The 21,183-nt window shown below is 66.0% G+C and carries 17 protein-coding genes and 5 pseudogenes; 12 read left to right on the forward strand and 10 right to left on the reverse strand.

The features are described from left to right. Positions 1-82: 82 nt before the first annotated feature. Entirely contained in the window at positions 83-574 is a 492-nt protein-coding gene (locus OH809_RS39625; RefSeq protein ID WP_406416243.1) for a hypothetical protein, read from the reverse strand. Positions 575-1,677: 1,103 nt separating this feature from the next. Here OH809_RS39625 and OH809_RS39630 point away from each other — a divergent pair. From OH809_RS39630 to OH809_RS39655, 6 genes and pseudogenes are all read left to right on the forward strand, one after another. Beyond that, positions 1,678-2,220 carry an IPT/TIG domain-containing protein gene (locus tag OH809_RS39630; protein ID WP_406416241.1) on the forward strand — a complete coding sequence of 181 codons (543 nt, stop codon included), beginning with the start codon at positions 1,678-1,680 and terminating at the stop codon, positions 2,218-2,220. Positions 2,221-2,252: 32 nt separating this feature from the next. After that, entirely contained in the window at positions 2,253-2,921 is a 669-nt protein-coding gene (locus OH809_RS39635) for a hypothetical protein (protein ID WP_406416239.1), read from the forward strand. Between the two features lie 2 nt (positions 2,922-2,923). Further along, positions 2,924-3,265 (forward strand): hypothetical protein, encoded by a 342-nt coding sequence (locus OH809_RS39640; RefSeq protein WP_406516157.1) that lies wholly within the window; start codon positions 2,924-2,926, stop codon positions 3,263-3,265. 112 nt (positions 3,266-3,377) lie between these two features. Next, positions 3,378-6,107: a hypothetical protein gene (locus tag OH809_RS39645; protein WP_406416237.1), complete on the forward strand. Its 2,730-nt coding sequence runs from the start codon at positions 3,378-3,380 to the stop codon at positions 6,105-6,107. Positions 6,108-6,120: 13 nt separating this feature from the next. Further along, positions 6,121-7,491, forward strand: coding sequence for a hypothetical protein (locus OH809_RS39650; RefSeq protein WP_406416235.1), 1,371 nt, complete (start codon positions 6,121-6,123; stop codon positions 7,489-7,491). Between the two features lie 505 nt (positions 7,492-7,996). Next, positions 7,997-8,365 (forward strand): annotated as a pseudogene (locus OH809_RS39655) (transposase); the annotation flags it as partial. Here OH809_RS39655 and OH809_RS39660 read toward each other — a convergent pair. Beyond that, a pseudogene (locus tag OH809_RS39660) lies at positions 8,365-9,092 on the reverse strand (ISAzo13-like element transposase-related protein); the annotation flags it as partial. The pseudogenes OH809_RS39655 and OH809_RS39660 sit on opposite strands and share 1 nt — an antisense overlap. 584 nt (positions 9,093-9,676) lie before the next feature. Between OH809_RS39660 and ltrA the strand changes: the two are divergent. Beyond that, positions 9,677-10,939 carry a group II intron reverse transcriptase/maturase gene (ltrA, locus tag OH809_RS39665; protein WP_406416234.1) on the forward strand — a complete coding sequence of 421 codons (1,263 nt, stop codon included), beginning with the start codon at positions 9,677-9,679 and terminating at the stop codon, positions 10,937-10,939. An 86-nt stretch (positions 10,940-11,025) separates the two neighbouring features. Here ltrA and OH809_RS39670 read toward each other — a convergent pair. Then, positions 11,026-11,991 (reverse strand): annotated as a pseudogene (locus OH809_RS39670) (ISAzo13 family transposase); the annotation flags it as partial. Positions 11,992-12,068: 77 nt separating this feature from the next. Here OH809_RS39670 and OH809_RS39675 point away from each other — a divergent pair. Continuing rightward, positions 12,069-12,881 (forward strand): annotated as a pseudogene (locus OH809_RS39675) (IS701 family transposase); the annotation flags it as partial. A gap of 248 nt (positions 12,882-13,129) precedes the next feature. On the opposite strand, the gene tpg reads toward OH809_RS39675, so the two are convergent. Continuing rightward, the gene (gene tpg / locus OH809_RS39680) at positions 13,130-13,684 is read right to left on the reverse strand and encodes a telomere-protecting terminal protein Tpg (protein ID WP_406424720.1); all 555 of its coding nucleotides are present in this window, start codon (positions 13,682-13,684) and stop codon (positions 13,130-13,132) included. 276 nt (positions 13,685-13,960) lie between these two features. Between tpg and OH809_RS39685 the strand changes: the two genes are divergently transcribed. Continuing rightward, on the forward strand, positions 13,961-14,200 hold the full coding sequence (locus OH809_RS39685) for a hypothetical protein (RefSeq protein ID WP_406416232.1): 240 nt from the start codon (positions 13,961-13,963) through the stop codon (positions 14,198-14,200). Beyond that, the gene (locus tag OH809_RS39690; protein ID WP_313941824.1) at positions 14,200-14,577 is read left to right on the forward strand and encodes a fic family toxin-antitoxin system, toxin component; all 378 of its coding nucleotides are present in this window, start codon (positions 14,200-14,202) and stop codon (positions 14,575-14,577) included. The genes OH809_RS39685 and OH809_RS39690 overlap by 1 nt, the downstream gene beginning before the upstream one ends. A gap of 305 nt (positions 14,578-14,882) precedes the next feature. On the opposite strand, the gene OH809_RS39695 is transcribed toward OH809_RS39690, so the two are convergent. The 5 genes from OH809_RS39695 to OH809_RS39715 all read right to left on the reverse strand — a co-directional run bounded on the left by OH809_RS39695 (position 14,883) and on the right by OH809_RS39715 (position 18,939). Further along, positions 14,883-15,701 (reverse strand): hypothetical protein, encoded by an 819-nt coding sequence (locus OH809_RS39695; RefSeq protein ID WP_406516158.1) that lies wholly within the window; start codon positions 15,699-15,701, stop codon positions 14,883-14,885. A 367-nt stretch (positions 15,702-16,068) separates the two neighbouring features. Then, entirely contained in the window at positions 16,069-16,335 is a 267-nt protein-coding gene (locus OH809_RS39700) for a hypothetical protein (RefSeq protein WP_406416229.1), read from the reverse strand. Positions 16,336-16,578: 243 nt separating this feature from the next. Then, positions 16,579-16,821 carry a non-oxidative hydroxyarylic acid decarboxylases subunit D gene (locus OH809_RS39705; protein WP_406416227.1) on the reverse strand — a complete coding sequence of 81 codons (243 nt, stop codon included), beginning with the start codon at positions 16,819-16,821 and terminating at the stop codon, positions 16,579-16,581. A gap of 58 nt (positions 16,822-16,879) precedes the next feature. Further along, complete coding sequence (locus OH809_RS39710; RefSeq protein ID WP_406516159.1) at positions 16,880-18,304, reverse strand: non-oxidative hydroxyarylic acid decarboxylases subunit C; 1,425 nt, start codon at positions 18,302-18,304, stop codon at positions 16,880-16,882. Continuing rightward, positions 18,238-18,939, reverse strand: a complete 702-nt coding sequence (locus OH809_RS39715; RefSeq protein WP_406516160.1) for a non-oxidative hydroxyarylic acid decarboxylases subunit B — start codon at positions 18,937-18,939, stop codon at positions 18,238-18,240. Before OH809_RS39715 ends, OH809_RS39710 begins: the two co-directional genes overlap by 67 nt. Before the next feature lie 246 nt (positions 18,940-19,185). Here OH809_RS39715 and OH809_RS39720 point away from each other — a divergent pair. Further along, a pseudogene (locus OH809_RS39720) lies at positions 19,186-19,539 on the forward strand (SAM-dependent methyltransferase); the annotation flags it as partial. A 49-nt stretch (positions 19,540-19,588) separates the two neighbouring features. Continuing rightward, positions 19,589-19,771, forward strand: coding sequence for a hypothetical protein (locus OH809_RS39725; protein ID WP_406416222.1), 183 nt, complete (start codon positions 19,589-19,591; stop codon positions 19,769-19,771). Positions 19,772-20,060: 289 nt separating this feature from the next. Here the strand turns inward: OH809_RS39725 and OH809_RS39730 are convergent, their stop codons facing one another. Continuing rightward, positions 20,061-21,167, reverse strand: coding sequence for a bile acid:sodium symporter family protein (locus tag OH809_RS39730; RefSeq protein ID WP_406416220.1), 1,107 nt, complete (start codon positions 21,165-21,167; stop codon positions 20,061-20,063). Positions 21,168-21,183 lie beyond the last annotated feature (16 nt).

Here is a 21,183-nt window from a genome sequence, read left to right on the forward strand (position 1 = left end):
CGTCACAGATTCACCAACACCCGCTGGGGGCCCTCGCGTTACGGCGAGAATTGGCCGCTCCGGGCCGGATACCGGGCCGGTGTCAGCGCGGGCCGTACCGGCCCGCGGGAGTGCGGTGCAGCCAGCCCCGCTCCGCCAGCCGCTTCAGCTTGGCCCGCATCGCCTCGGTCTGCGCGGGCAGCACACCCATCCCCAGCGCCTCGCACACCTCCCGGGTCATGACCGGCCCGTCGGACGCATCCGCCACCACCTGCACAATCCGCTGATAGCCGGCGGGTAGCATCTCCTCGCTCATGCCCTCCACGCGGTGCGGGACGAGCAGCATCCCGCCAACTCCCGACACTTGCGGCACCGGCGCATCCGTTGGCGCATCCGGCTCCACCGGATCGGGCCTCATCACCGGATCGTCCCGCCTGCCGCCGTCCGTCGCCTCGGCGTACTGACCGAACACCACCTCCGCGGCCTCCAACCGGGCCACCTCCACGTCGATCTCCGCGAGCTCCTTCCGCAATCGCTCGCCGCGATCGGCCAGCAGCACCCGCCGTTCCACCGTCCACGTCAGCACATCCACCATCAGCTTCCCCTCCCCGGGCCGGATCTTCCTGGCGGACCCTACGAGGAGACAGCCGCACCTACCGAGATTCCGGCGAACGAGGCCCATGGCAATCGATCACCTGCTACCGATCACGTTCCCGACCAGCCCGAGTACCCCACCATCGGCTCACACCAGCCCCGTGACCTGCAAAATCAGGATGAAAACTTCTCAATGGGGCCACGTGTGGCGCCACGTTGAGCGACACGGCTCGGCGTCGATCCACGGCGAGATCAGCGGGGCGTTCAAACAACGTCGACGGTTGCGGAGCTGACGCTCGTGTCGGCGGCCCCGTCCGTTCTGCGCCCTGCCCTGGCGGCCCCTGGTGGTCAGAGCCTGTGCCGGACGGCGGGAGAGGAGGCGGTAGCACGGTCAAAGTAGCGATCACTTGAGGTCGCTGTACGGCGGTGGGGCTCGCCGGACCCGAACCGCGGCACTGATGCGGCCAACATGCGACGGAGCGCGCACGTATGCCCGGGTGCCCGGCGAGTGGGAGACGTACGTTCATGACGGCCCCGCATCCTGACGTGGTGGAAGAGCGCCATCTGGGACCAGATCACCGGCGCTGCCGACCGGTCCACCACAGCCTGACCCCAGGCCCGAAGCGCAAGCCCACCACGCCCCACGGCTCCATCAGGCACTCACACACCCAACAACGTGACAGCGCCATGGGGCGAGCCCTGGTGGCCGAGTTGGCCTGTCACCCGTATGGAGTAGTTCCGCCTCACTCGATGGATTTAGGAAGAGGTAGGCTTATGTACAGGGCATCGGCATTAAAGGCGCACTTGACCTGGCGTGATGTCTACGGCTTGAGATGCGGGACTGAATTTCACCAGGGTGCTGGTTCCGAAAAGGCCATCCAACGTACCGCACCGGCAGATCACTCGACCCCCGATAGATGACTCGACCTGCGATCGAAATCGATCACGACTGATCGCAGCATCCAGCAGATTGCCTATACGGCTCCCGAGGTCCCCGCTTATGCGGGGGTGCGGCGCGAATCAATCCTTCTGCCACCTTCTTCGATCGGATTCGTCGGCTGACGTAAGTACGGCCCTCGCGATCGAGGGGAACGATTGAGGGGAATGAGAACAGTGCAAATCACGGGCTTCAATCCTACGAATGGCCCCGTCGACACCAGGGTCACCTTGTCGCTGACGGATATGCCATCAGATGCGAGTATCAACAACACCACGGTGCTGCTGAGCGGATCGCCTACGGTCAATGTGACTGCTGTCGACACACGCGGCAGCACGATCGACGTCACCATTCTGGCCAATTCGCAGAGCGGCGACTTCGAAGTGACGGTTCAAAGTCCGACAGGTCCCGTCAGTGCGCAGAGCTCGACCATCTTCACCGTAACTGCAGCGCCTGGGGCGACGCAGATCACCGGCATGCAACCGCGCACAGCCGTGCGGGGTCAGACACCATTGACCCTGACTGGTCAGAACCTCAACCAGATTAAGTACCTGCGCATCGGCAACGTGAATGTCCTGAGCCTGCAGCACCTGAACTCTGAAATGGTCCGCGTGACGGTTCCTGCGGCCGTACAGCCCGGTCAGCAGCGTGTCACCGGACAGACACAGGATCGCCAGGTGAACTGCCCCTACACCCTCACCGTGCAGTAGCCGAACTCCGTCGTAGAAAGGAGATGGCATTCATGGCCACCCCGCAGGATGTGATCGACGCCTGGGCGGATATCACGACATGGGTGCAGGACACGCTGCCTGAACTGGCGCAGCAGCAGAGTTTGCCTGTGGAAACGTACGATCCCGGCGACCTCGGCGCCTGCAGTGCTTTCAACACTCCCGGGGAGGGCTCGGTGGGCTGGGGTAGTGACGGTGACGCCACCATTACGCTGACCTCTCTCAAGATCGCCAGCATGTCCGGTGTGAAGATCCAGACCGCAGCCGCGGTGGACGGCACCACGGTGCACCTGCCGTTGTCGTTCTCCCAGCTAGGAATCTCCGGCAACTACAGCTATGGCCAGCCCTGCGCGCTCTACGACTTGGGAAAGAAAACGGATTCCGCAACCGCCAGCGGCCACGGCGCCATCGTCCAGACCATCAGCAACAACTCGCTCTACTACGCTGCCAAGTTGGGAGACGCCGTGACCCTGAGTAACGTCGTGGTCAATGGTGCTCCGACGGTCACCGTCACCCCGGATACGGGTGGGATGCCTTCCTGGCTGGTAGCGATCGGCAACTTCTTTTCCACTTTCAAGGAGGAGGATGCGCTGCGCTCGACGCTACAGAACGCCTTCCTGACTGCTGACTTCAGCAAAACGTTGATCGCGTTGCTCAACCAGCGGATAGGTGGCCGAACATGACTGTGAATCTGGAGAGCTCGACTGTCGACGTACATCTGCAGACTCCCTCTGGGGATGTGTCAGTCGGCCAGTTCAGCCTGAACGATGGTCAGATCACCGGAACGGATCGCCGCGGCATCACCTACCGAGGTACCTGCACGCCCATGCCGGACGGCGGCCTGAACGTCGAGCTGATGGCTAGTGTGCCGGCCGGTACCAGAATCGGGGAGAGCAAGGTCACCGAGACAGACGCCGAGCACAATCTCGCCTTCCACCTCAACCAGGAACAGGTGGCCGGCCAGCAGACCAAGGCGATCCTGCTGTCCGGCTTCGGCTCCGCCGATGTGCGATTCGAGGTGCGCTGACAGAGCTTTGTCGTGTCAGCGCCTGAGGGCGCCCACCGCAACCTGATGTCACACTGCACCGACACACCGGTACCCGCTCAGGTTCGACTGATCCGCTTTGTGGAGAGACGTTATGACCGGGAGCCAACAACCGCAGCCGCAGAACCCGCTACAACTCGGCCAAACGCTGTATGAGGTACTGGATGTCACGGTCATCGGCACTCCCCGGAGCGCGGCCGCCGCCCGCTATAACCGAGTAATATACAACGCGGAAGGTGGCAGCCCGGTCGAGCCGCTCGACCTGCCAGCACAGGATCAGATCCGGGACGTCAAGGCGGCCACCAATATGCACGCCGCCGTGCAGAACGTCTATGTGCTGACAGCCGACGAGATACAGATCATCGGAAGCGAACACGGCAAAGCCACCTTGCAAACCTGGCCCGTCTCCAGCCTGAGCAACATCGTGGATCTCGATCCGCAGCAGATTCAGGATCCGCACCTCCTGCTGTTCGGCCAGGATGCACAGAGCATCTTCCTGCAATCGCTCGATTGCTCCACCGGGCATCTGTCCAGCCCATTGTGCCTGCCGACCACCGTCACGGGCAGGGTGGTGGGCGCGCTGCTGGCACGCAATCAACTCGATGCGCACGCGATCGTTTGCACCGTGCACAACGGGCAGTTGATGGTCAACGATCTCGGTTCGAGTGTGCTCGGTGCGAATCCAGCGATGTCATCGGTCAACACCATTTCGCTAGGCGCGGTACAGAATTCGGCTGTCGTCGACATCACCACAGCCTCGCTGGCGGCAGGCACTTCGGACCAGCAGGTTGTAGTGACCTATCCCGATCCACAGGGCGTCCTGAACGTTACTGTGCTCGGCTGGACCAAGCAGACTCTGGTTTCGGTCGCGACGGCCACCCCTGATCTCAGCTTCGCCCCGCCCGAGGGCGCGGTGTTCCGGTTGGCCGCCGGCGACCTGTTCGGAAATGGCGTCGACCAGCTGGTGGTCGGATACAGCGCGACCTATCAGTCCGTGAAGGGCTGCGCCGCGCTGTTGCTGTTCGAGCTGGAGGAGGGGGTCCACGGCACTCAGAGCCTGAAGCAACTCAGCATGTACGCCGCCGCGAACACCGGTTCACAACCTCTCGCCTCAATCGACCTGCACTTGGCGGTGGGTCTGTTCGGGGAGGCACTGCCTCCGGACCAGACGGCGGTATCGGCCGATGCGCCCGCAGGAGTGCTGGGGGTGCTGGTCGTCGGCGGTGGCGCCACCTTCGACCAGCTCATGAAGGGGGAGGCTTCCATTCTGGCCGGCCTGGTGCCCGTTGATGCGGTCGAGAAGACGTTCCCACGGTTGAACAATTCGCCCGGTCTCCCACAGCACCTGACGGACGTGATGACCATCGACTACCAGTCCGGTTTCTTCGCGTTGCCGAGCGATGTCACTGGGCAGAGCGTGATCCTCGGTCCGCCGACGCTCAGCCAGTCGGTGGGCAAGGGGCAATTGCTGGCCGTCATTCAGGCGCCGCCGTTCGAGTCCGGTGATGTGTCGAGCAGCAACCCGACCCTCACCTTCGGCCAGAGCGTCTCCAAGGTCACGGGATGCAATGTCTCATCGAACAAGGTATGGACGTTCAGCCAGGACACCGGCCTTTCCATCGGAATTTCCGGGCAAACCTTGGGGCAGCACGTCAGTAGCTCCTATGGCTACGGCTTTGACCAGCTCGACGACTACTCCACCAGCAGGCTCGTGCAGTCGACCACAACGATCTCCGTGGACGACCTGATCGTGCTGTACGCCATGAGCTACTACGTCTGGACCTACCCGGTCTACCGCAAGGCCGGCCAGGACGCCCCGGACGGCACTATGGCGGTCATTTTCCCGATGACGCCGGAGCCGGTCCAGAGCATCATCCCCGCGAGCGATCCCAGCCTGGGCTACATACCCCGCTCGCAAAACGGCGTCCTGTTGAGCTATGTCAACCTGCAACCGGACGGTTACGACGAGTCCCAACTGCTGTTCAGCTTGACCAACATGTCGGTAACCAACGAGCCCAGCGGAAGCACCCTGAACTACGACCAGAACCAGATGGTCAGCGAAAACATCAGCAAGTCATTCATGGTCCACAACTCCACGACGGACAGCGCGCACTTCTCCATCAGCACCACCCTGCTCGACTACATCCCGATCGATTTCGGGCTGGACCTGAGCGAAGGACAGACATACTCGGAGTCGGACGTGCAGACGACGATGCTGTCGCACACCACCACCATGAACATCACCGTCACATCGGGAAGCGTCAAAGACATCGGATACGAGTACCAGATCGCACCCTACATTTATTACCATCAGACGATGGGATGCCTGATGGTAAGTTATAAAGTTGCCATGCCCGGCAAACTGTGGGCCAGCTATTACGGACCCCGTGTCATGCTGCAGTCGCTGTATTCAAATTCCGCGGATCCGGTGTTGCAGGGGTTCAGTCGATCGATTTCTTTCCAGGACAACGACGGCGGCACGGTTGACGTCAACGTCGAGGTCTTCAACAACAGCTTGAAGGAGATCCAGAATGTCGCCTGCGAGTTCTACCACGGAGCGCCGTCGGTAGTCGACAGCAAGCTTACGCCGTCTGGGAATATGGTCGGACGCCAGAGCTTGGAAACGTTGCTGCCGACTGGGCGCGCCACGATGAGCATGAACATGAGTTTGCAACAGAAAGACCAGGTGGTTGTCGTTGTAGTGTACGGCGTGCCGGCACCGGACGGCATGCAGGTGCGTGAGGTGTATTGGGGTATCTACCCGCCCTCAGCCTTCGCGGACTGGCATGCGCAGCAGGTGTCATTACCGGCTAGGGAAGGGTGACCCGGCTATGAGATTGTCGGCCGTCGAGCGGGCATCGTGTGGATTCGCCGAGGAAGGTGCGGATGATCTGGGACCGCTTCCGAACGGGATTTCCTCCGACGCTGCCACAGCGGTGCTGCGGGCCCGGCAGTTCGGTCGTGGCTTGCACGTGACCCGCGCGGCCAGGCGTGCCGTAGCCAAGCTTCGTGCCAGCGCACCGGATCTCGCCGAGGGCGGCCACCTCGGGCTGATCCTCGCCACCGAGCGTGGCGACCAGCATATGGTGGCCCGGCGCACAGCCGATGTCGCCCAGCGGATGAGCCTCGGGGAGCGGGCGCCGACCGATCTCTTCCGGGCGATCGCCTACTTTCCGGTGGGCCGGGTGGCGAAGAGCATCGCGGAGAAGCTGCAAGCTTGGGGGCCGGTCGTCAGTGTCCCCGCCGACCTCGAGCGAGCTCGGACTCTGGCTGAGGTGTGGTTGACGGCCGGGCGTGCCGAGCAGGTGGTGCTGGTGGCTGCCGACGCGACGGCCGATGGTGCCACGGCGCACGCGACAGCGGAATTGTGGCTCGGAGGCCGGCGAGCCGACACCGCGCCAGCCCTTACCGTGACCGCCTATGTCCAGCGGACGCACCAAAGCGAGGGCGTGTCGTGCGCGGAGCTGGCCAGCCAGGTAATCGAAACGCTGGCCCCCGTCGGCGGCCGGCATACCGCACTGATCGTGGGTTCCATGCTCGCCGACGCGGGCGAGTCGTTGCTCGCCGAGGTGTCTCCCCGTGACCCCGGTCCGCCCTTGGAAGGTGCCATCCGCTCACTGGCGGGCCAGCTTGGCTTCAGCGAGCTGTTCGTCCTCATAGGTTCCTCCGGGGCCAGCATGACCGCCCTCGGGCTGGCCCAGGACCTCATAGCACTCGACCGGGCCGACTCTGTCGTGGTCTGCGGCGTCGATCTGGTCCACGGCGTCCTGACACAAGCCCTGGGGCTGCTCCGCTGCGACGACCTGCCGCACATGCGCGGGGGAGCAAGCGCCCTGATGCTGCAACCAGGGACGCCAGACGGCGGCCACCCCATCCTGCAGGCATGCTCACTGGTCAACCCAGCCGTCCCGTCCCAGCCCACCGTCGCGATGGACCTTGCCGGCGTCCCCACCGGCCTGCCGAACGGCAGGAAGCCGTCGCATGTCGTGCTCAGCGGACTGAGCTCCCTCGATCTGCAGTGCGCCGAGCAGCTGGCTGGCCACGTCTGGCCAGGCGCCCCGATCTCCAGCCGCGGCGACGTTCGCGGTGTCGGCGACGATGTCCTCCGGCTGGCGGGAACGGCCAGTGGCCTGGACCTGCCCATGGGCATTGTCGGGGTCCACTCCCTCGGCGGGACGGGATGCTGCCTACTGACTTCGGCGCTTTGAGGAACTTCTAGCAGCAGCTCGCGCCGTCCGGGATCAACGACTTCGGTGAACCGCCCCGGTTCGATTGGAGACTCGATTTCGTGAAAGGATCGAGTCGCCTCCAGCAGGGCGATCTCGGCGTCCAGCTCGAGGGAGACCGGGGCCCGGATCGCCAAGGACTGCGCAGACTGGCATGCCAGAAGCTGATGTTCCGGGCCTTCTCTTCTGCACCGCCCCCACCCGGGATGGACTGACACCCCGCCCCTTCCTGAGCTGACAATCCGAAGCAATCCGCCAGGTACTCGCCAACTACCAGGCAACGGATCCGCCAACTACGAATCAATCACTCCGCCTGACCAGCGGTCCTGTGCGCACGGCTCGCCACCTGCGGCTCAATGTCACACCTCGTGTCGCCGTCCTTGTGCGATTGAGCGCTGTAGATGGCCCCTGAGCGTTCTAGTACTGCAACCGCATCTGCCGTGACAGGTGCCGGATTGGCTCGTTGTTCCGACTGTGCGATGAATCGTTGACGGTTGAGCAGGTCGAGTCGTGGTCCGAGGGGGTAGCCGGGCTCCATGCCCGGTTCGCCCATCGTTTCGGCAGGTCGGAGCCCCGCGAGCGGGCGTCGGACTACCTGAACGGGTTGCTCGCGCCGCTTGAGAAAAAGAACGGGTGGACGCTGTCGGAGCAGGTCGGGCAGCTGCGCCCCGACGGCGTCCAGCGCCTGCTCAACCACTCCGACTGGGACGAGAACGCCGTCCGCGACGACATCCGCGACTTCGTCGTGGAGACCATCGGCAGTGCGGACGGCGTCCTGATCTGCGACGACACCGGCTTTTTGAAGAAGGGCACCAAGTCCGCCGGTGTCCAGCGGCAGTACTCGGGCACCGCGGGGGCTTGTAATTGAATAACTGTCAGATTTGATCTGTGGGGTGTCTTTCGATAGGCGTCCCACGGGCCTTCAGTTGCTCCAGGGTGCGGGCGGGCGCTCCGGGCAATGGCTTGACGGTGATTTTGTGCAGGTCCAGGAGACGGTGCCCGTCCTGGAACTGATTGGACAGGTTGGTGCGGGTGACGCCCAGCAAGTGGGCCAGGAGCGTACTCGTCGATGCTCTGCGGCGGCGTAACAACGCTGTCAGCAGTCGGTGGTAGTGGTCCAGGCTGCTGGTCTGCGGGTGGAGATAGCTGCGCGGACGGTGAAAGCGTCGTTGGAATGCTGCCTCGGCCAAGGCGTCCCAGTACGGCTCCGAGACCGCCACCAAGTGGTCGAAGTCGGAGCGGGCCATGCCCGTCAGGGCCGGGTCGGTGAGCAGTTCGGTCAGGGCCGGGTCGATCCGGCGACGAGTCCGTGGCGCCTCGGGAGGCTTGGGCGGGGCAGGTGCGAGGGTGTAGTTCCAGTCGCCGTGGAACGTGCTCGGTGTGATCGGCAGAGCGTGGAACTCGGCTGGCGTGACGGTCGTGCCAAGGTGGTAGCTACCGGTGTCGAGTTCGGCCCCGATCGAAAGCCCGGTCGTGGTGGTCGTTGCGGCGATGGTCTCGAGGGCGACCTCGTAGCTGGTCAGCGGCCGTCCTCGCCAGTTCGCGGTGATGTGGCAGAACATCCGGTGTTCTATCTTGTTCCAGTGTGTCCTGAATGCAGAGGGGAATTCGATGTAGGACGAGTTACTCGAAGCAGTGCTGCGTGACCGATGAAGGATTGGCCCTTCGAAGTCGCCCTGCGGGGGGAGACTTCAAACCGCCTCATGCCGCGTTAGCCGAAGACTGTCGTGGTGAGCGATGAGGAAAAGGCGCCCAAGAGGCGTCAGGTGGGGATCAGGGAGACGAACGCAAGTGAATCGTTGCTGACGTGTCGAAAAGATTCCGACGACATCAAAACCGGGGAGCTTGGAACCGCCCCGGGATAAGCCTGGCGGGAGCCCGCCGACTGGCCAGGTGGTGTCCGGCATGGAGACGACGTGAACCTGATCTGCTGCGGTCATGTGGAACAGGAGAAGGCGCGTACCGATACAGCCCGTCCTGGTAGGGGCGGGCGAGAGGGAGCACCCCGAGCGGTTGTGCCGTGAAGGGGCCGAGTACCGATGCGGGACGCGCCGGCGGACCGGCTCGTAGTAGTGGAGAAGCCCCTGTAACGGGGGTGGAGCGAAGGGGCCGGGTCGTCCGTGACTGAGTTGATCGCATCAACCGGACGGTGTCCGGAAGGAGTTCGGTGAGCCAGTTGAAGTCACAGGCCAAGCCGTTTGATATCTCAAAGTGGGAAGTCAAGGAAGCATGGGAGGAAGTCAGGGCTAACAAGGGGGCACCGGGAGTGGACGGACAGAGCATCGCCGACTTCGAGAAAGACCTGAAGAACAACCTCTACAAGGTCTGGAACCGGATGTCGTCGGGCTCCTACTTTCCTCCACCGGTGCGTGCGGTGGCCATTCCCAAGCCACATGGAGGCGGCGAAAGAATCCTCGGGATTCCCGCCGTCGCTGATCGTGTGGCTCAGACTGTCGTGGCCCGGCATCTGGTGCGGCGGGCGGATCCTATTTTCCATCCGGACAGCTTCGGATACCGGCCCGGACGGTCCGCCTTGGACGCCGTGGAGAAGTGTCGGGAACGCAGCTGGAAACGGGACTGGGTTGTCGAGTTCGACATTTCCCAGTTCTTCGACAGTGTGCCCTGGGACCTCCTGGTCAAGGCGGTGGCAACGCACACCGACGCGGTTTGGGTGAAGCTGTATGTGCGGAGGTGGCTTGCTGCCCCGCTCAAGATGCCCGACGGCACCCTGCTGGAACGGAAGTACGGGACGCCACAAGGAGCCCCGGTTTCTCCCGTTTTGGCGAACCTGTTCCTGCACTACGCGTTCGACGTCTGGATGGCGCGGGAGTTCCCGGCTGTCTCGTTCGAACGCTATGCGGACGATGCGGTCGTGCACTGCGTCACCGAGCGCCAGGCCCGCCAGGTGCTGGCCGCGCTCTCGGACAGGATGGCCGAGAGCGGGCTGCGTCTGCACCCGGCCAAGACCCGGCTCGTGTACTGCCAGGACGGGTTGCGGCGTGGTTCGTACGAGCACACGTCTTTCACGTTCCTGGGATTCACGTTCCAGCAGCGCCAGATGCGGGACAAGAACGGCCGCATCAGATGGTCGTTCCGTCCCGCGGTCAGCAGGGACGCCCTCAAACGACTCGGCGAGGAGGTCCGCTCCTGGCGGCTCCATCGGCGGGTCAACCTCACTGTGGAAGAACTCGCGCAGCGGATCAATCCGATCGTCGCGGGCTGGATGCAGTACTACGGCCGGTTCTACCGATCGGCCTTGTATCCGCTCCTGATGCGCATCAACGCCTACCTGGTGCGCTGGCTCCGCAACAAGTACAGACGGTTTCGCGCGATGAGGAAGGCCATCGCGGCCTTCCAGAGGGCAGCCAAGCGCCGCCCTGGGATGTTCGCGCAGTGGAGGTGGGTCAGTTCCCCCTCCTTGGCCTGGTGAGCAGGACGACAAGAGCCGTATGACGAGAGATCGTCACGTACGGATCTGTGGGAGCCGGAGGGTGCGAATCCCTCCGGCTACCCGACCTTTGATGTGCCAGGTGGGAAGTGGCAGACCGTGATCTCGAGCCCACTCTCCTGCGCGAAGGCGTGCAGGTGCTTCTTCCATGTCCAGCGGCGGGGATCGTTGGAGCCGCCGGAGTCGGCGGTGATCAGCAGCCGGGTGGCGTCCGGGTGGTCAGCTTGTCCGCGGTGCTGCCACCAGCGGCGGATGGACTCCACCGCGAACTCGGAGGTGTCATGGTCGGTTCCGACGTTGACCCAGCCGCTGTTGTGGGCGATGTCGTAGATCCCGAAGGGGATGACTACCGGCTGGTCGCTTGTGATGAAAGTGTGGCAGTCCACTTTGATCGGGTTTCCGCCCGGTCGCCAGGTGCGGCCGGGCCGGTCGCGGTCGCCGAGCCACTCTTTGGCCTTGGTGTCGATACTGATCACCGGCTGGTTGTCGTTGAGGAAGGCGGCGGCGGTGCGGTTCAGGTGGGCGAACTGGGCGTCGCGGTCCGGATGGCCGACGCCCTCGTGGGTCTTCGCGGTGCCCTGCAGGCTGTAGCCCAGGTTGTGCAGCAGGTGCCCGACGGTCGTGGCGCTGACCGGGTGGCCCTGGTCGGTCAAGGACGATGCCAAGGCGCGCAGCGACAGCGTGGTCCAGCGCAGCGGGGAGACGGGATCGCCGCGAGTGTGCGGCTCGATCAACGCCTCGAGTGCCGGCAGTAGACCGGAATCGGTGGCCGTCAAAGGCTTGCGGCCGCCTCCCGGAACCCGGATCCGACGGGTCGGTGCAGGCTGCCCGGCCAGTTCGACGATGCCGCGTGCGATGGTGGCGGTGCTGGTACCGGAGGCCGTCGCCACCAGAGCGATGCCGCCGTGGCCGATCGCGGTGGCCTCGCTGGCCAGATAGAGCCGACGACGGCGCTCATCAAGGTGCGGCAGGATCTGGTCGAACTTTGTCTGCAGGGCTTCGGCCGCTGTACGGGGTTGCGGATGCGTAGCCATGCCACAGCCTCCCACCGGCACCCTGACGATGACGATGCTTCAGATCAAATCTGACAGTTATTCAATTGCAAGTCCCGGGCCGGACCGAGAACTGCCAGATCGGGACCTTCCTGGCCTACGCCTCGGCGAAGGGGCGAGCCCTGATCGACCGGGAGCTCTACCTGCCGTCTTCCTGGACCGATGACCGGGACCGCTGCCGCGCTGCCGGGATCGACGACGAGGTACCCTTCGCGACCAAGAACGAGCACTTCCGGCAGATGCTGCAACGCGCCATCGACGCCGGCGTTCCGTTCTCCTGGGTGACCGCGGACGAGGCATACGGGCAGGTCAAGCACACGCGGGCCTGGCTGGAGGAACGCAAGATCGCGCATGTCCTGGCCACCAAGGTCAACGACACCGTGATCACCACCAGTTGGGCCGAGTCGCGCGTCGACGACCTCATCGCCGCGCTGCCACAGCAACGCTGGAAGCGTCTGTCGGGCGGGCAGGGCGCGCACGGGGAACGGATCTACGACTGGGCCCGCGTCGCAATCCGCCCCTGCTGGGAAGAGGGATTCGGGCACTGGGTCCTGGCCCGCCGCAGTGTCAGCGACCCCACCGAGATCGCTTACTACGTCTGCTACGGACCGGCCATCTCCCGGCTGAAAGACCTGGTCAGGGTGGCCGCCACGAGGTGGGCAGTGGAGGAGTGCTTCCAGACCGCGAAGGGCGAGTGCGGCCTGGACCACTACCAGGTCAGGCTCTACCGGGCGTGGTACCGGCACATCACCCTGGCCATGGCCGCACTCGCCTACCTGGCTGCCGTCCGCGCCGCAGAAGCCGCAAAAGGGGCACCGCAGACGACGAGCAAGACCTCATACCCCTCAGCGTCCCGGAGATCCGCCGGTTGATGGGCCACCTCGTCAAGCCCCGTCACCAGACCAACGAGCACCATCTGCACTGGTCACGCTTTCGACGACGCAGCCAGGCCCGAGCCCGCCGCTCCCACTACAAACGTCGAGGCCACAATCCCCAAATGCGGTTGCAGTACTAAGCGAAGACCACCGACGGGGTGCTCTGTGACAACAGACCTGCCGGTGTGACACCTATCGTGCTTCGGCTCAGCGCCCCTGCTGCCCGTGCGGGCTTCGTTGCTGTGTCAGAAGCTGAGTTCTACGTAGTCGATGTCGGTGAATTCGACCAGGAGCCCGTCGGCACGGCGGCCGCGGTCCTTGAAGTACTCCTGCTGGAGTCCTTCGGCGAGGACGGCCTGGAGCTGCTGCTCCGGGGCACCGGCGGCCTGTGCGTCGAAGAGGCGGGCTGCGTAGGTGGCGGGAAGGTGCTGGGTGATGCGCCGGATGCGTCCGTCGTCCGTGCTGCCCGGTGCGGCGGTGAACCCGAACCGCGCTCTCGTTTCCACGACGATGCCGGTGGAGACGGCCGCGTTCTTCTTCGCGTTCTCCTTCACCCGCGGCTGCCACCGTGTGCGGACCTCATCGGCGAGCCGGGCCGCGAGCTGTGCACGCGGCGTCTTGATCTGCTCCCTGATGTACCGCTCGATGGTGCGCTGGGACACCCCCAGCAAGTCGGCCACCGGCCTGGTGCCCTTCAGCCGTTTCACCAGGAACCGCACCTGCGCGCCCGCCGATCTCGGGATCGGCCGGGTAGCCGCGGCCGCCACTGCATGACCGAGACTTTCGCCCACGACGCCCATCAGATGTTCCCGCTCCCCACAGTCCTCAAGTCTGCTGTCGGCCGCACCCGCCGCCCGCCCCTGCCCATGCCCGCCGCGTCCCTTGATGCCCGAGGGCACGTGAACCTGCGACTCTGTGCGCAGCCCCACAATGCATCGAGCCCACCTGTGGTCCCATCGGCTGCCCACCGGGCAAGAGCGCCTGGTTGCGGCCCTCTTCGACGGGGGCTGGAGGGGCGAGACCGCCGCTTCCGCAGTTGCCTGGACAGGCTGGTAACAGGTGTTACCATGTGGGGTATGGCCAAGACACAGCTGGGCGCACGCGTGAATCAGGACGTCGCGGAACTTGCGAAGAAGCGCGCCGCTGACCTCGGACTGAGCATCGGGGACTACCTCGCCCGCCTCGTGCAGGACGACGCCAGCGGCCTGCGCGCCCGCGCGGTGGACGCCGCCGCCCGCTTCCTGTCCGAGCACCAGGCGGTCTTCGACGAGGCCGAGGATGCCCAGCAGACGCCTGCGGGAGTGCGCGCCGCGTGATGGAACTGCACATCGACGTTCCCTGGATCCTGCAGGTCGCCGAGGTGGCCGGCGCGGACGATCCCGCCCCCGACGACTACGGCGTCCCCGTTGCCGCTGTCGCCCGCCACCGGGCCGAACTCTTCGAGCAGCCCGTCTACGACGGCCCCTACGCCAAAGCCGCAGCACTCGTGGACAACCTCGGCCGGTGCCGCTGGCTCGAGCGCTCCAACATGGCCGTGGCCGCCGCCACGGGCGTCATGTATCTCGAAGCCGCCGGTATCCCCGTCAAGCCCACCCGCGACGACGCCATCGCTCTCAAAGACCTTCTCCTCGATTCCGCCTGCACCGCCGCGAGGATCGCCACGCTGCTGCGGACGTGGCCCACCACCACCTGACGCTCGCACGGCACGGCGCTGCTTCCAGGGCGCCGGGAGCGGTACCGGTCATGCAGGGCCGTTGAAGCCCTCCTGTACTGACATGCCCGGTGGCATATCGAGGCGTACTCCGGTGGAACCGTGCAGTTGACCGTCCTGCCAACGGCCGCTCGCCTACGGGAACGACGAGGTCACCGAGGTTGCCCGGGAGGTCCACCCAGGGTGGATACCGACCCGCGCCCCGCCCGTCGGCCGTGCCCGCACGGTGCCCGTCCTGCCGGAGCGCCGTGGAGCGCACAGGCGCGGCACAGCCTGGTCAGAGCGGGCTAGGCGCGCTCGTCGTCGAGGAGGAGGCGCGCGTCTTCCTCGGCCTGCTTGCGCCACCTGCGTTGACGCTCGAGAACTGAGAGGGTCCGTCGCCGGATGGTCAGCAACGCCTGCTGCGGATCCTTGCCGTGGTACGTGCCCAGGGTCTGGACGAAGTCCTCGAACGCACCCAGCACGGCCAGAACCGCCGCGGTGACGATCTCCGGATCGGCGCGCATGACCAGCTGGCCGTCCTCGTCGAAACTGGACGCTTGAGCAACCATCCACACGGTGCTGTGGGACGCGGCGGAGGATATGCGATACCAGGCTGGAAGATGAGTCGGCCGGTTCCCGGCGATAGCGGTGAGGTTCACCGCGAACGGCCCCTTGACCGAACCCAGCACGGCGGAGTTCGGACGGCCCTTACTGTCCTGTTCGATCGTCATCCCGGCACGCTGGACGGTGCGCTCGGCGTACTCCCAGATCTTGTCCGCCTCCGGGACTGCTTCAGGGCCGACGTCCTTGGCCGCGATCTGATGCTGCCGGGCTCCATTGAGCCACGCAGCCGCCATACGCACGGCGCGCTGTTCCGGGCTGAGCCCGGCCTCATAGAGATGGCACACCCGGACGGTGCCCTCCTGCACGACGCGTGAGAGCGAGACGAGTGACCATATGGCCACGGGCTCGCCCACCAGCGTCCGCTGGATCGACTGGACGTGATCGAGGATGTTGCCGAGAGTGAGTTGCGTGTTCCAGCCCGCCCAGGCCCACAACCGGCGGCGGGCTGCGCGGTGTCGGTGATGTGAAGCGCTGACCCAGCCGGCATCGGCCGGTGACATCCCACCGGTCGATATCCCTTCGGCGAGACTCTCAACGAATGCGCCCAGGGACCTGCAGGCATGGTGCAGGGTACGTGCACCCTGATCCACGATCTCCTTGGGAACTCCTAGACGACGCGGGTCAGAAGAAGCAGCTGCGTTCACCTCGACGACCGTACACGCCCATCCAACGGCCGGACGTCCGCGCCCAACCCCCGCCCCAGGCAACCGGCTACTCCAGCAGAACCGCGCGCCCGACCACCCACAGATGGCCTGAACAGCAGGGCATACCGCCCCGCCGCACCGGCCTGGCCAGGCCGGTCCCTCGCCGTGAAACCAGAGGCACAGAGACGGCCTCCGGGCCACAATCACCGGTGAAACAATGGTCTCAACTCCAGGGGTCGAGGAAGTCGTCGTAGACGGCGATGAGGTCGTCGAGGTCGACCATCTGCGGGAAGTCGATGACCGGCTGCCGCTCGGCCAGGAAGAGCGCGGCCTCCCGCACCACGCGCTGCTCGTCGGCCTTCGGGAGCCGGAGTTCGTCCAGCACCGCCGGGCTGGCCTGGAAGCGTGATTCGATCACTTCTTCGCGGAGGTGGGCGCGTACGAGGTATTCGTGGTCGCCCAGTGGCTCGACATCGAACTGCTCGGACATGGATGACCCTGCCTTGTCGCGGGTGGATGGTTGTGGTTGGACACGGAAGTGTCAGGGCGTTGGGCATTCGTGCCATGCGGGTCGAGATTCGGCGGCGCCTGTTCGTTGGCCCTGTGGATCCCGTTCGGCTGCTGGACGCTGGACACGGGCCGGGCTCCGGGAAAAGACGGTGGGGCCGGTGCCGGGCCAGGTGGCCGCCCGTACCCTCCGTCCTGCGGGGGCGGAGGGCAGGGTCCGCCCGGGTCAGCCGCGGGGGCGCAGGGGTGGGATGGAGGGGACCTCGGCGGTGTTCGCGATGTCCTCGGGGGTCAGGCGGAACTCTTCGGGGTAGTCCTCCCGGCGGGTGCGGCGGGTGGGTTCGCTGGTGCGCCACATGTACAGGCACTGTTCGCAGTTCAGTACCTCCCACGCACCTGGGACGGGTGAGGCGAAGACGCGTTCGACGGCCTGGTGCGCGCAGCGGGGGCAGATCACGGAGTCGGCCATGGCGGTACTTCCTTTCCGTAGGTCGGGAGTCGTTCCGTGGAACGGAACCGACGGGGTGTCAGCGGTTGGCGGCGATCTGGCGGAGCCGGTCGAGCCAGGCGTCGGCCTCGGGCAGGTCGCGGACCGGGGTGCTGTAGTGGCCGCGCTGGTCCGGGGCGGCGGGCGTGGTCGCGTCGATGATGAGCTTGTCGACCATGCCGGGGATGTCGGCCTGCGGGGCCAGTTCCACGACGGACAGGTCGGGGATCCTGATCAGGTCCCGGGCCGGGTTCATCTTCGTCGACAGCGCCCACATGACCTGCGGCAGGTTGAACGGGTCGACATCCTCGTCGACGACGATGACCGTCGCCGCGTAGCCCAGGCCGTGCGGGGTCGTCAGCACCCGCATGCCGACCGCCTTCGCGAAGCCGCCGTAGCGCTTGCGGGTCGAGACGATGACCACCATGCCGTGCGTGTACAGGGCGTTGACCGCCTGGACCTCGGGAAAGTCCTTCGTCAGGGCCTGGTGGATCGGCACGCAGGTGTTGGCCGCCATCAGGTAGTCGATCTCGGTCCACGGCTTGCCGAGGTAGAGGTGCTCGAAGATCGGGTCTCTCCGGTAGGAGATCCGGTCGATGCGCACCACGGGCAGGCTGCGCCCGCCGGAGTAGTGCCCGGTGAACTCGCCGAAGGGGCCCTCGATCTCCCGCTTGCGGCCCTCGACGACACCCTCGATGACGACCTCGCTGCCCCACGGCACTGGCAGCCCGGTCAGCGGGGCCCGCGTGATCGGGGCCGGGGCACCGCGCAGCGCGCCCGCCATCTCGTACTCGTTCTCGTCGTACTTCATCGGGGTCGAGGCGACGATGGAAATGACCGGGTCGTTGCCGATCGCGATGGCGACGGGCAGGTCCTCGCCCCGTTCCTCCGCCGCGCGCAGTTGCAGGGCGAGGTCGTGCACGGGCACCGGCTGCATGGCGAGCTTGCGCGGACCCTTGACCTCCATGCGGTAGATGCCGACGTTCTGCTTGCCGCTGTGCTCGGGGTCATCAGGGTCCCGGGAGACCACCGCCGCCTTGTCGATGTAGAAGCCGCCGTCCCCGTCGTTGAGGCGGATCAGCGGCAGCACCCGGAAGATGTCGGCCTCCTCGCCCTCCAGGGTGTTCTCGGCCCACGGCGGGTTGTCCCGCCACTCGGGCGTCATGGGGAATTCGCACCACCGGCGGATGAACTCGGCCACCTGGTCCCGGGTGTCGGTCTCCTTCGGCAGCCCCATAGCGAGGGCGTGGTTGGCCCACGAGCCGTGGACGTTCATCGCGATGCGGGCGTCGGTGAAGCCCGTGACGTTGTCGAAGTACAGAGCGGGGGCCGTGTCGCCCAGGCGGGTCACGGCGTTCGCGGCGGCGGCGATGTCCGGTTCGGGCATCACCTCCTCGGTCACGCGCAGGAGTTGGCCTTCCCGGTCGAGGGTGTCGAGGAAGCTGCGGAGGTCGTCGTAAGCCATGAGGGGTCCTTGGGCGAGGTAGGCGATGTGGTGGTGTTCTGTTCGGCCGGCGCGGGGCGTGCAGCGCGGGCGGGGCGGATGCCCGCCCAGCGTTCGGCCGCGGGCGAGGGCAGGTTGAACTGGTCGAGAATGCGGGTGGTGATGTGCTCGACGATGTCGTCGACCGTCTGCGGGTGGTTGTAGAAGGCGGGCATGGGCGGCACGATCGCCGCGCCCATGCGGGACAGCGCCAGCATGTTCTCCAGGTGGATCTCGCTCAGCGGTGTCTCCCGCGCCACGAGGACGAGCCGGCCGCGCTCCTTCAGGACCACGTCGGCCGCCTGGCACACCAGTCCGTCGGCGTACCCGGTGCGGATGCCCGCCAGGGTCTTCATGGAGCACGGCACGATGACCATGCCGTCGGTGCGGAAGGAACCGGAGGAGATCTTGGCGCCCTGGTCCTCGGGGGCGTACACCTCGTCGGCGAGGGCGGTGACCTCCCGCACCGTGAGCCCGGTCTCCAGCTCGATCGTGCTACGCGCCCACCGGCTGATCACCAGGTGGGTCTCCACCGAGGACAGCTCGGCCAGATGCTGCAAAAGCCGTACGCCGATCGCGGCACCCGTGGCGCCCGTCATTCCTACTACCAACCGCACGCTGGTCTCCTTCGTCGGGTCCTCCGGGTCGGCTGCCCGGTCTGGAGGTGTCGGGACGGATCGCGGACTGTTTCAGACGCCGCCTGTCTCATCGCCTTCCACGCTAGGCGCGAAGAGCGAGGTCAGAGCACTACGCTGAAGACAGACCATGGACAGAAACGGACAGCATGACGTCACGGAGGTGCCCTACACCTCGTCGGTGGGAGCCCCACCGGGAGTGGAGGTGTTCGATTTCCGTGCCCTCGTCGCCACCTCACGCCCGGTGGCCGGTTCGTGATCGAGCTTTGGGTGCCCGAGCTGCGCAAGCTCCCACCGGGCCAGACGGCCACTGTCTGGCATTCCGAGCCCGGTTACATCGGTTTGGACACCTACGACGTTCTGCGCCAGCACGTCGTATCGCACCACTTCTCGTTCGACGACACGAAGCAGGCTCAGCTGTTTCGCAGCCCGCACCGCTACATCTGGCCGGCCGAACTTGACCTCATGGCTCAGCTGGCCGGATTCGAGCTGGAGACCAGGCACGCGGACTGGGCCGGCGCCGCGTTCACCGCCGAGTCGCGTTCTCACGTCTCCGTCTACCGAATCCCGCCGAACCAGTAGCTTCGCACGGTCCGGTATTGCGGCGCGTCGGGTACCCGAGCACAATCCCGTGCGTGACAGCGCGGTCCCACCGGTTCTCCGCGGCCGGCTCACCCGACGGCAGGCCGTCCCGGACGAGGACCGGAGCGATGTGTGGGCGGTGATGAGCACCCTCGCCAAGTGCCACGGACCCGAGAACGCGCGTATCGTCGTCTGGTTGCACTCGTTCTTCGCGGCCTGGAAGCCTCCCTGATCGCCCACTGGCTGCCGGCGATGCGCACCCCCGCGACCTGTGCAGTGGGGTAGTTGGCGTGCCGTTGCCGGTAGCCGGGCTAACTGTTGTGCAATGTCGCAACAGGCTGACTCGCGCCGAGCCGCAGGCGGAGGTAGGTGGGTTCGGCCGGATTCCTTCCGGGAAGCTACGGGAGTTACGGAACCGGCCCCGACGCGGGGTTGGCAGCCGCCCGTGAGTGGCTCGGGCGTCAACCGCCCTGCCACTGAGGGCCCCTCCACTGGGAGGAGTTCGGCTGACCGGACAGCCCTTACGCTTCGGACGCGGCGGCCCTGCGGCGCAGCATCGAGTCGGCCAGACCGGCACCGCATTTCTGGAGCAGGCTGTACGCGAGGACCGGCAGCAGCACGTGGGGGCTGCCGGACAGGTTCGTCGCCGCCAGCACCGCACCGGCGCTGCTGTTGTTCATCCCGCAGGTGAGCGTGATCGCCACGGTGTCGGCCGGGTCGGCCCGTACCGTACGGGCCAGGCACCAGCCGATCGCGAACGACGCCGCACACAGCACAGCCGCCACGACCACCGACGCCACCAGCAGCGCGGGCCGCGGGTTCAGCAGGAACCCGCCCAGTGCGCCCGACGCATTGCTGTAGGTCAGCAGCAGCGCGTCGACCAGCCCGAGCAGCCCGATCCACGGCAGATGCCGGGCGAGCGCCCCGGCGGGCAGCACCTGCTGGACGAGGAGCCCGGCGGCACACGGCACGATCACGCTGATCACCGCGAACGCCCCGCCGTTCACCGCAGCCAGCCTCGACAGGTCCTGTGCGTAGTGGCCGACCGTCACCATCGAGGCGGCCGAGAGCGTCAGCGGGATGGTGAACGGGCTCAGGAGCGTGGAGGTCAGGACGATACCGACGATCAGCGACTGGTTGCCGCCCGCCCGGCTTCCCCAGACCGTGGCGCCGCCCGCAACCGGCATGGCGCCCACCAGGGCCAGTCCCGTGAGAAGCCCGCTGCAGCCGTCCGTGTCGGGGAGCCGCCCGAGCGCCACCGCCATGCACGGCAGCAGTGCGAGCGGGATCAGCGTATTGGCGAAGGTTCCGACCAGCAGCGGCAGCGGTCGGCGCAGGAGTCGCGGCAGGTCCCGGGCAGGCACCCGTAATGCCGCGGTGAAGAGCAGCCAGGAGAGGAGGAGCGACGGCAGCGTGAGCGGCGTACGGGCACCGCCGGGTGCGGACACCGCGCCGAGATCCAGCTGCCGCATGGCGAGACCGGCCTGCGGTAACAGGGCCGCGGCGGCGTAGGCGGCCACTATCGCCCATGTCAGCCGGTGCTGAAGGAGCGCGAGTGCACGCGTGACGGCGGGCGGACGCTTGACGTGGTTGGTTCGGACGAGGGGCACGACCGGCGGACGGGGCATCGCACTGGACCTCTGT

This window comes from Streptomyces sp. NBC_00873, assembly GCF_045207415.1.
Classification (GTDB): domain Bacteria; phylum Actinomycetota; class Actinomycetes; order Streptomycetales; family Streptomycetaceae; genus Streptomyces.

Bases quoted from the DNA above. Each gene is read 5' to 3' on its own strand.
- OH809_RS39695 (WP_406516158.1), bottom strand. From the start codon at position 15,701: ATGTCACCGGCCGATGCCGGCTGGGTCAGCGCTTCACATCACCGACAC.
- tpg (WP_406424720.1), bottom strand. From the start codon at position 13,684: ATGGGCGTCGTGGGCGAAAGTCTCGGTCATGCAGTGGCGGCCGCGGCT.
- OH809_RS39645 (WP_406416237.1), top strand. From the start codon at position 3,378: ATGACCGGGAGCCAACAACCGCAGCCGCAGAACCCGCTACAACTCGGC.
- OH809_RS39700 (WP_406416229.1), bottom strand. From the start codon at position 16,335: ATGTCCGAGCAGTTCGATGTCGAGCCACTGGGCGACCACGAATACCTC.
- OH809_RS39685 (WP_406416232.1), top strand. From the start codon at position 13,961: ATGGCCAAGACACAGCTGGGCGCACGCGTGAATCAGGACGTCGCGGAA.
- OH809_RS39690 (WP_313941824.1), top strand. From the start codon at position 14,200: ATGGAACTGCACATCGACGTTCCCTGGATCCTGCAGGTCGCCGAGGTG.
- OH809_RS39625 (WP_406416243.1), bottom strand. From the start codon at position 574: ATGGTGGATGTGCTGACGTGGACGGTGGAACGGCGGGTGCTGCTGGCC.
- OH809_RS39730 (WP_406416220.1), bottom strand. From the start codon at position 21,167: ATGCCCCGTCCGCCGGTCGTGCCCCTCGTCCGAACCAACCACGTCAAG.
- OH809_RS39705 (WP_406416227.1), bottom strand. From the start codon at position 16,821: ATGGCCGACTCCGTGATCTGCCCCCGCTGCGCGCACCAGGCCGTCGAA.
- OH809_RS39710 (WP_406516159.1), bottom strand. From the start codon at position 18,304: ATGGCTTACGACGACCTCCGCAGCTTCCTCGACACCCTCGACCGGGAA.
- OH809_RS39630 (WP_406416241.1), top strand. From the start codon at position 1,678: ATGAGAACAGTGCAAATCACGGGCTTCAATCCTACGAATGGCCCCGTC.
- OH809_RS39635 (WP_406416239.1), top strand. From the start codon at position 2,253: ATGGCCACCCCGCAGGATGTGATCGACGCCTGGGCGGATATCACGACA.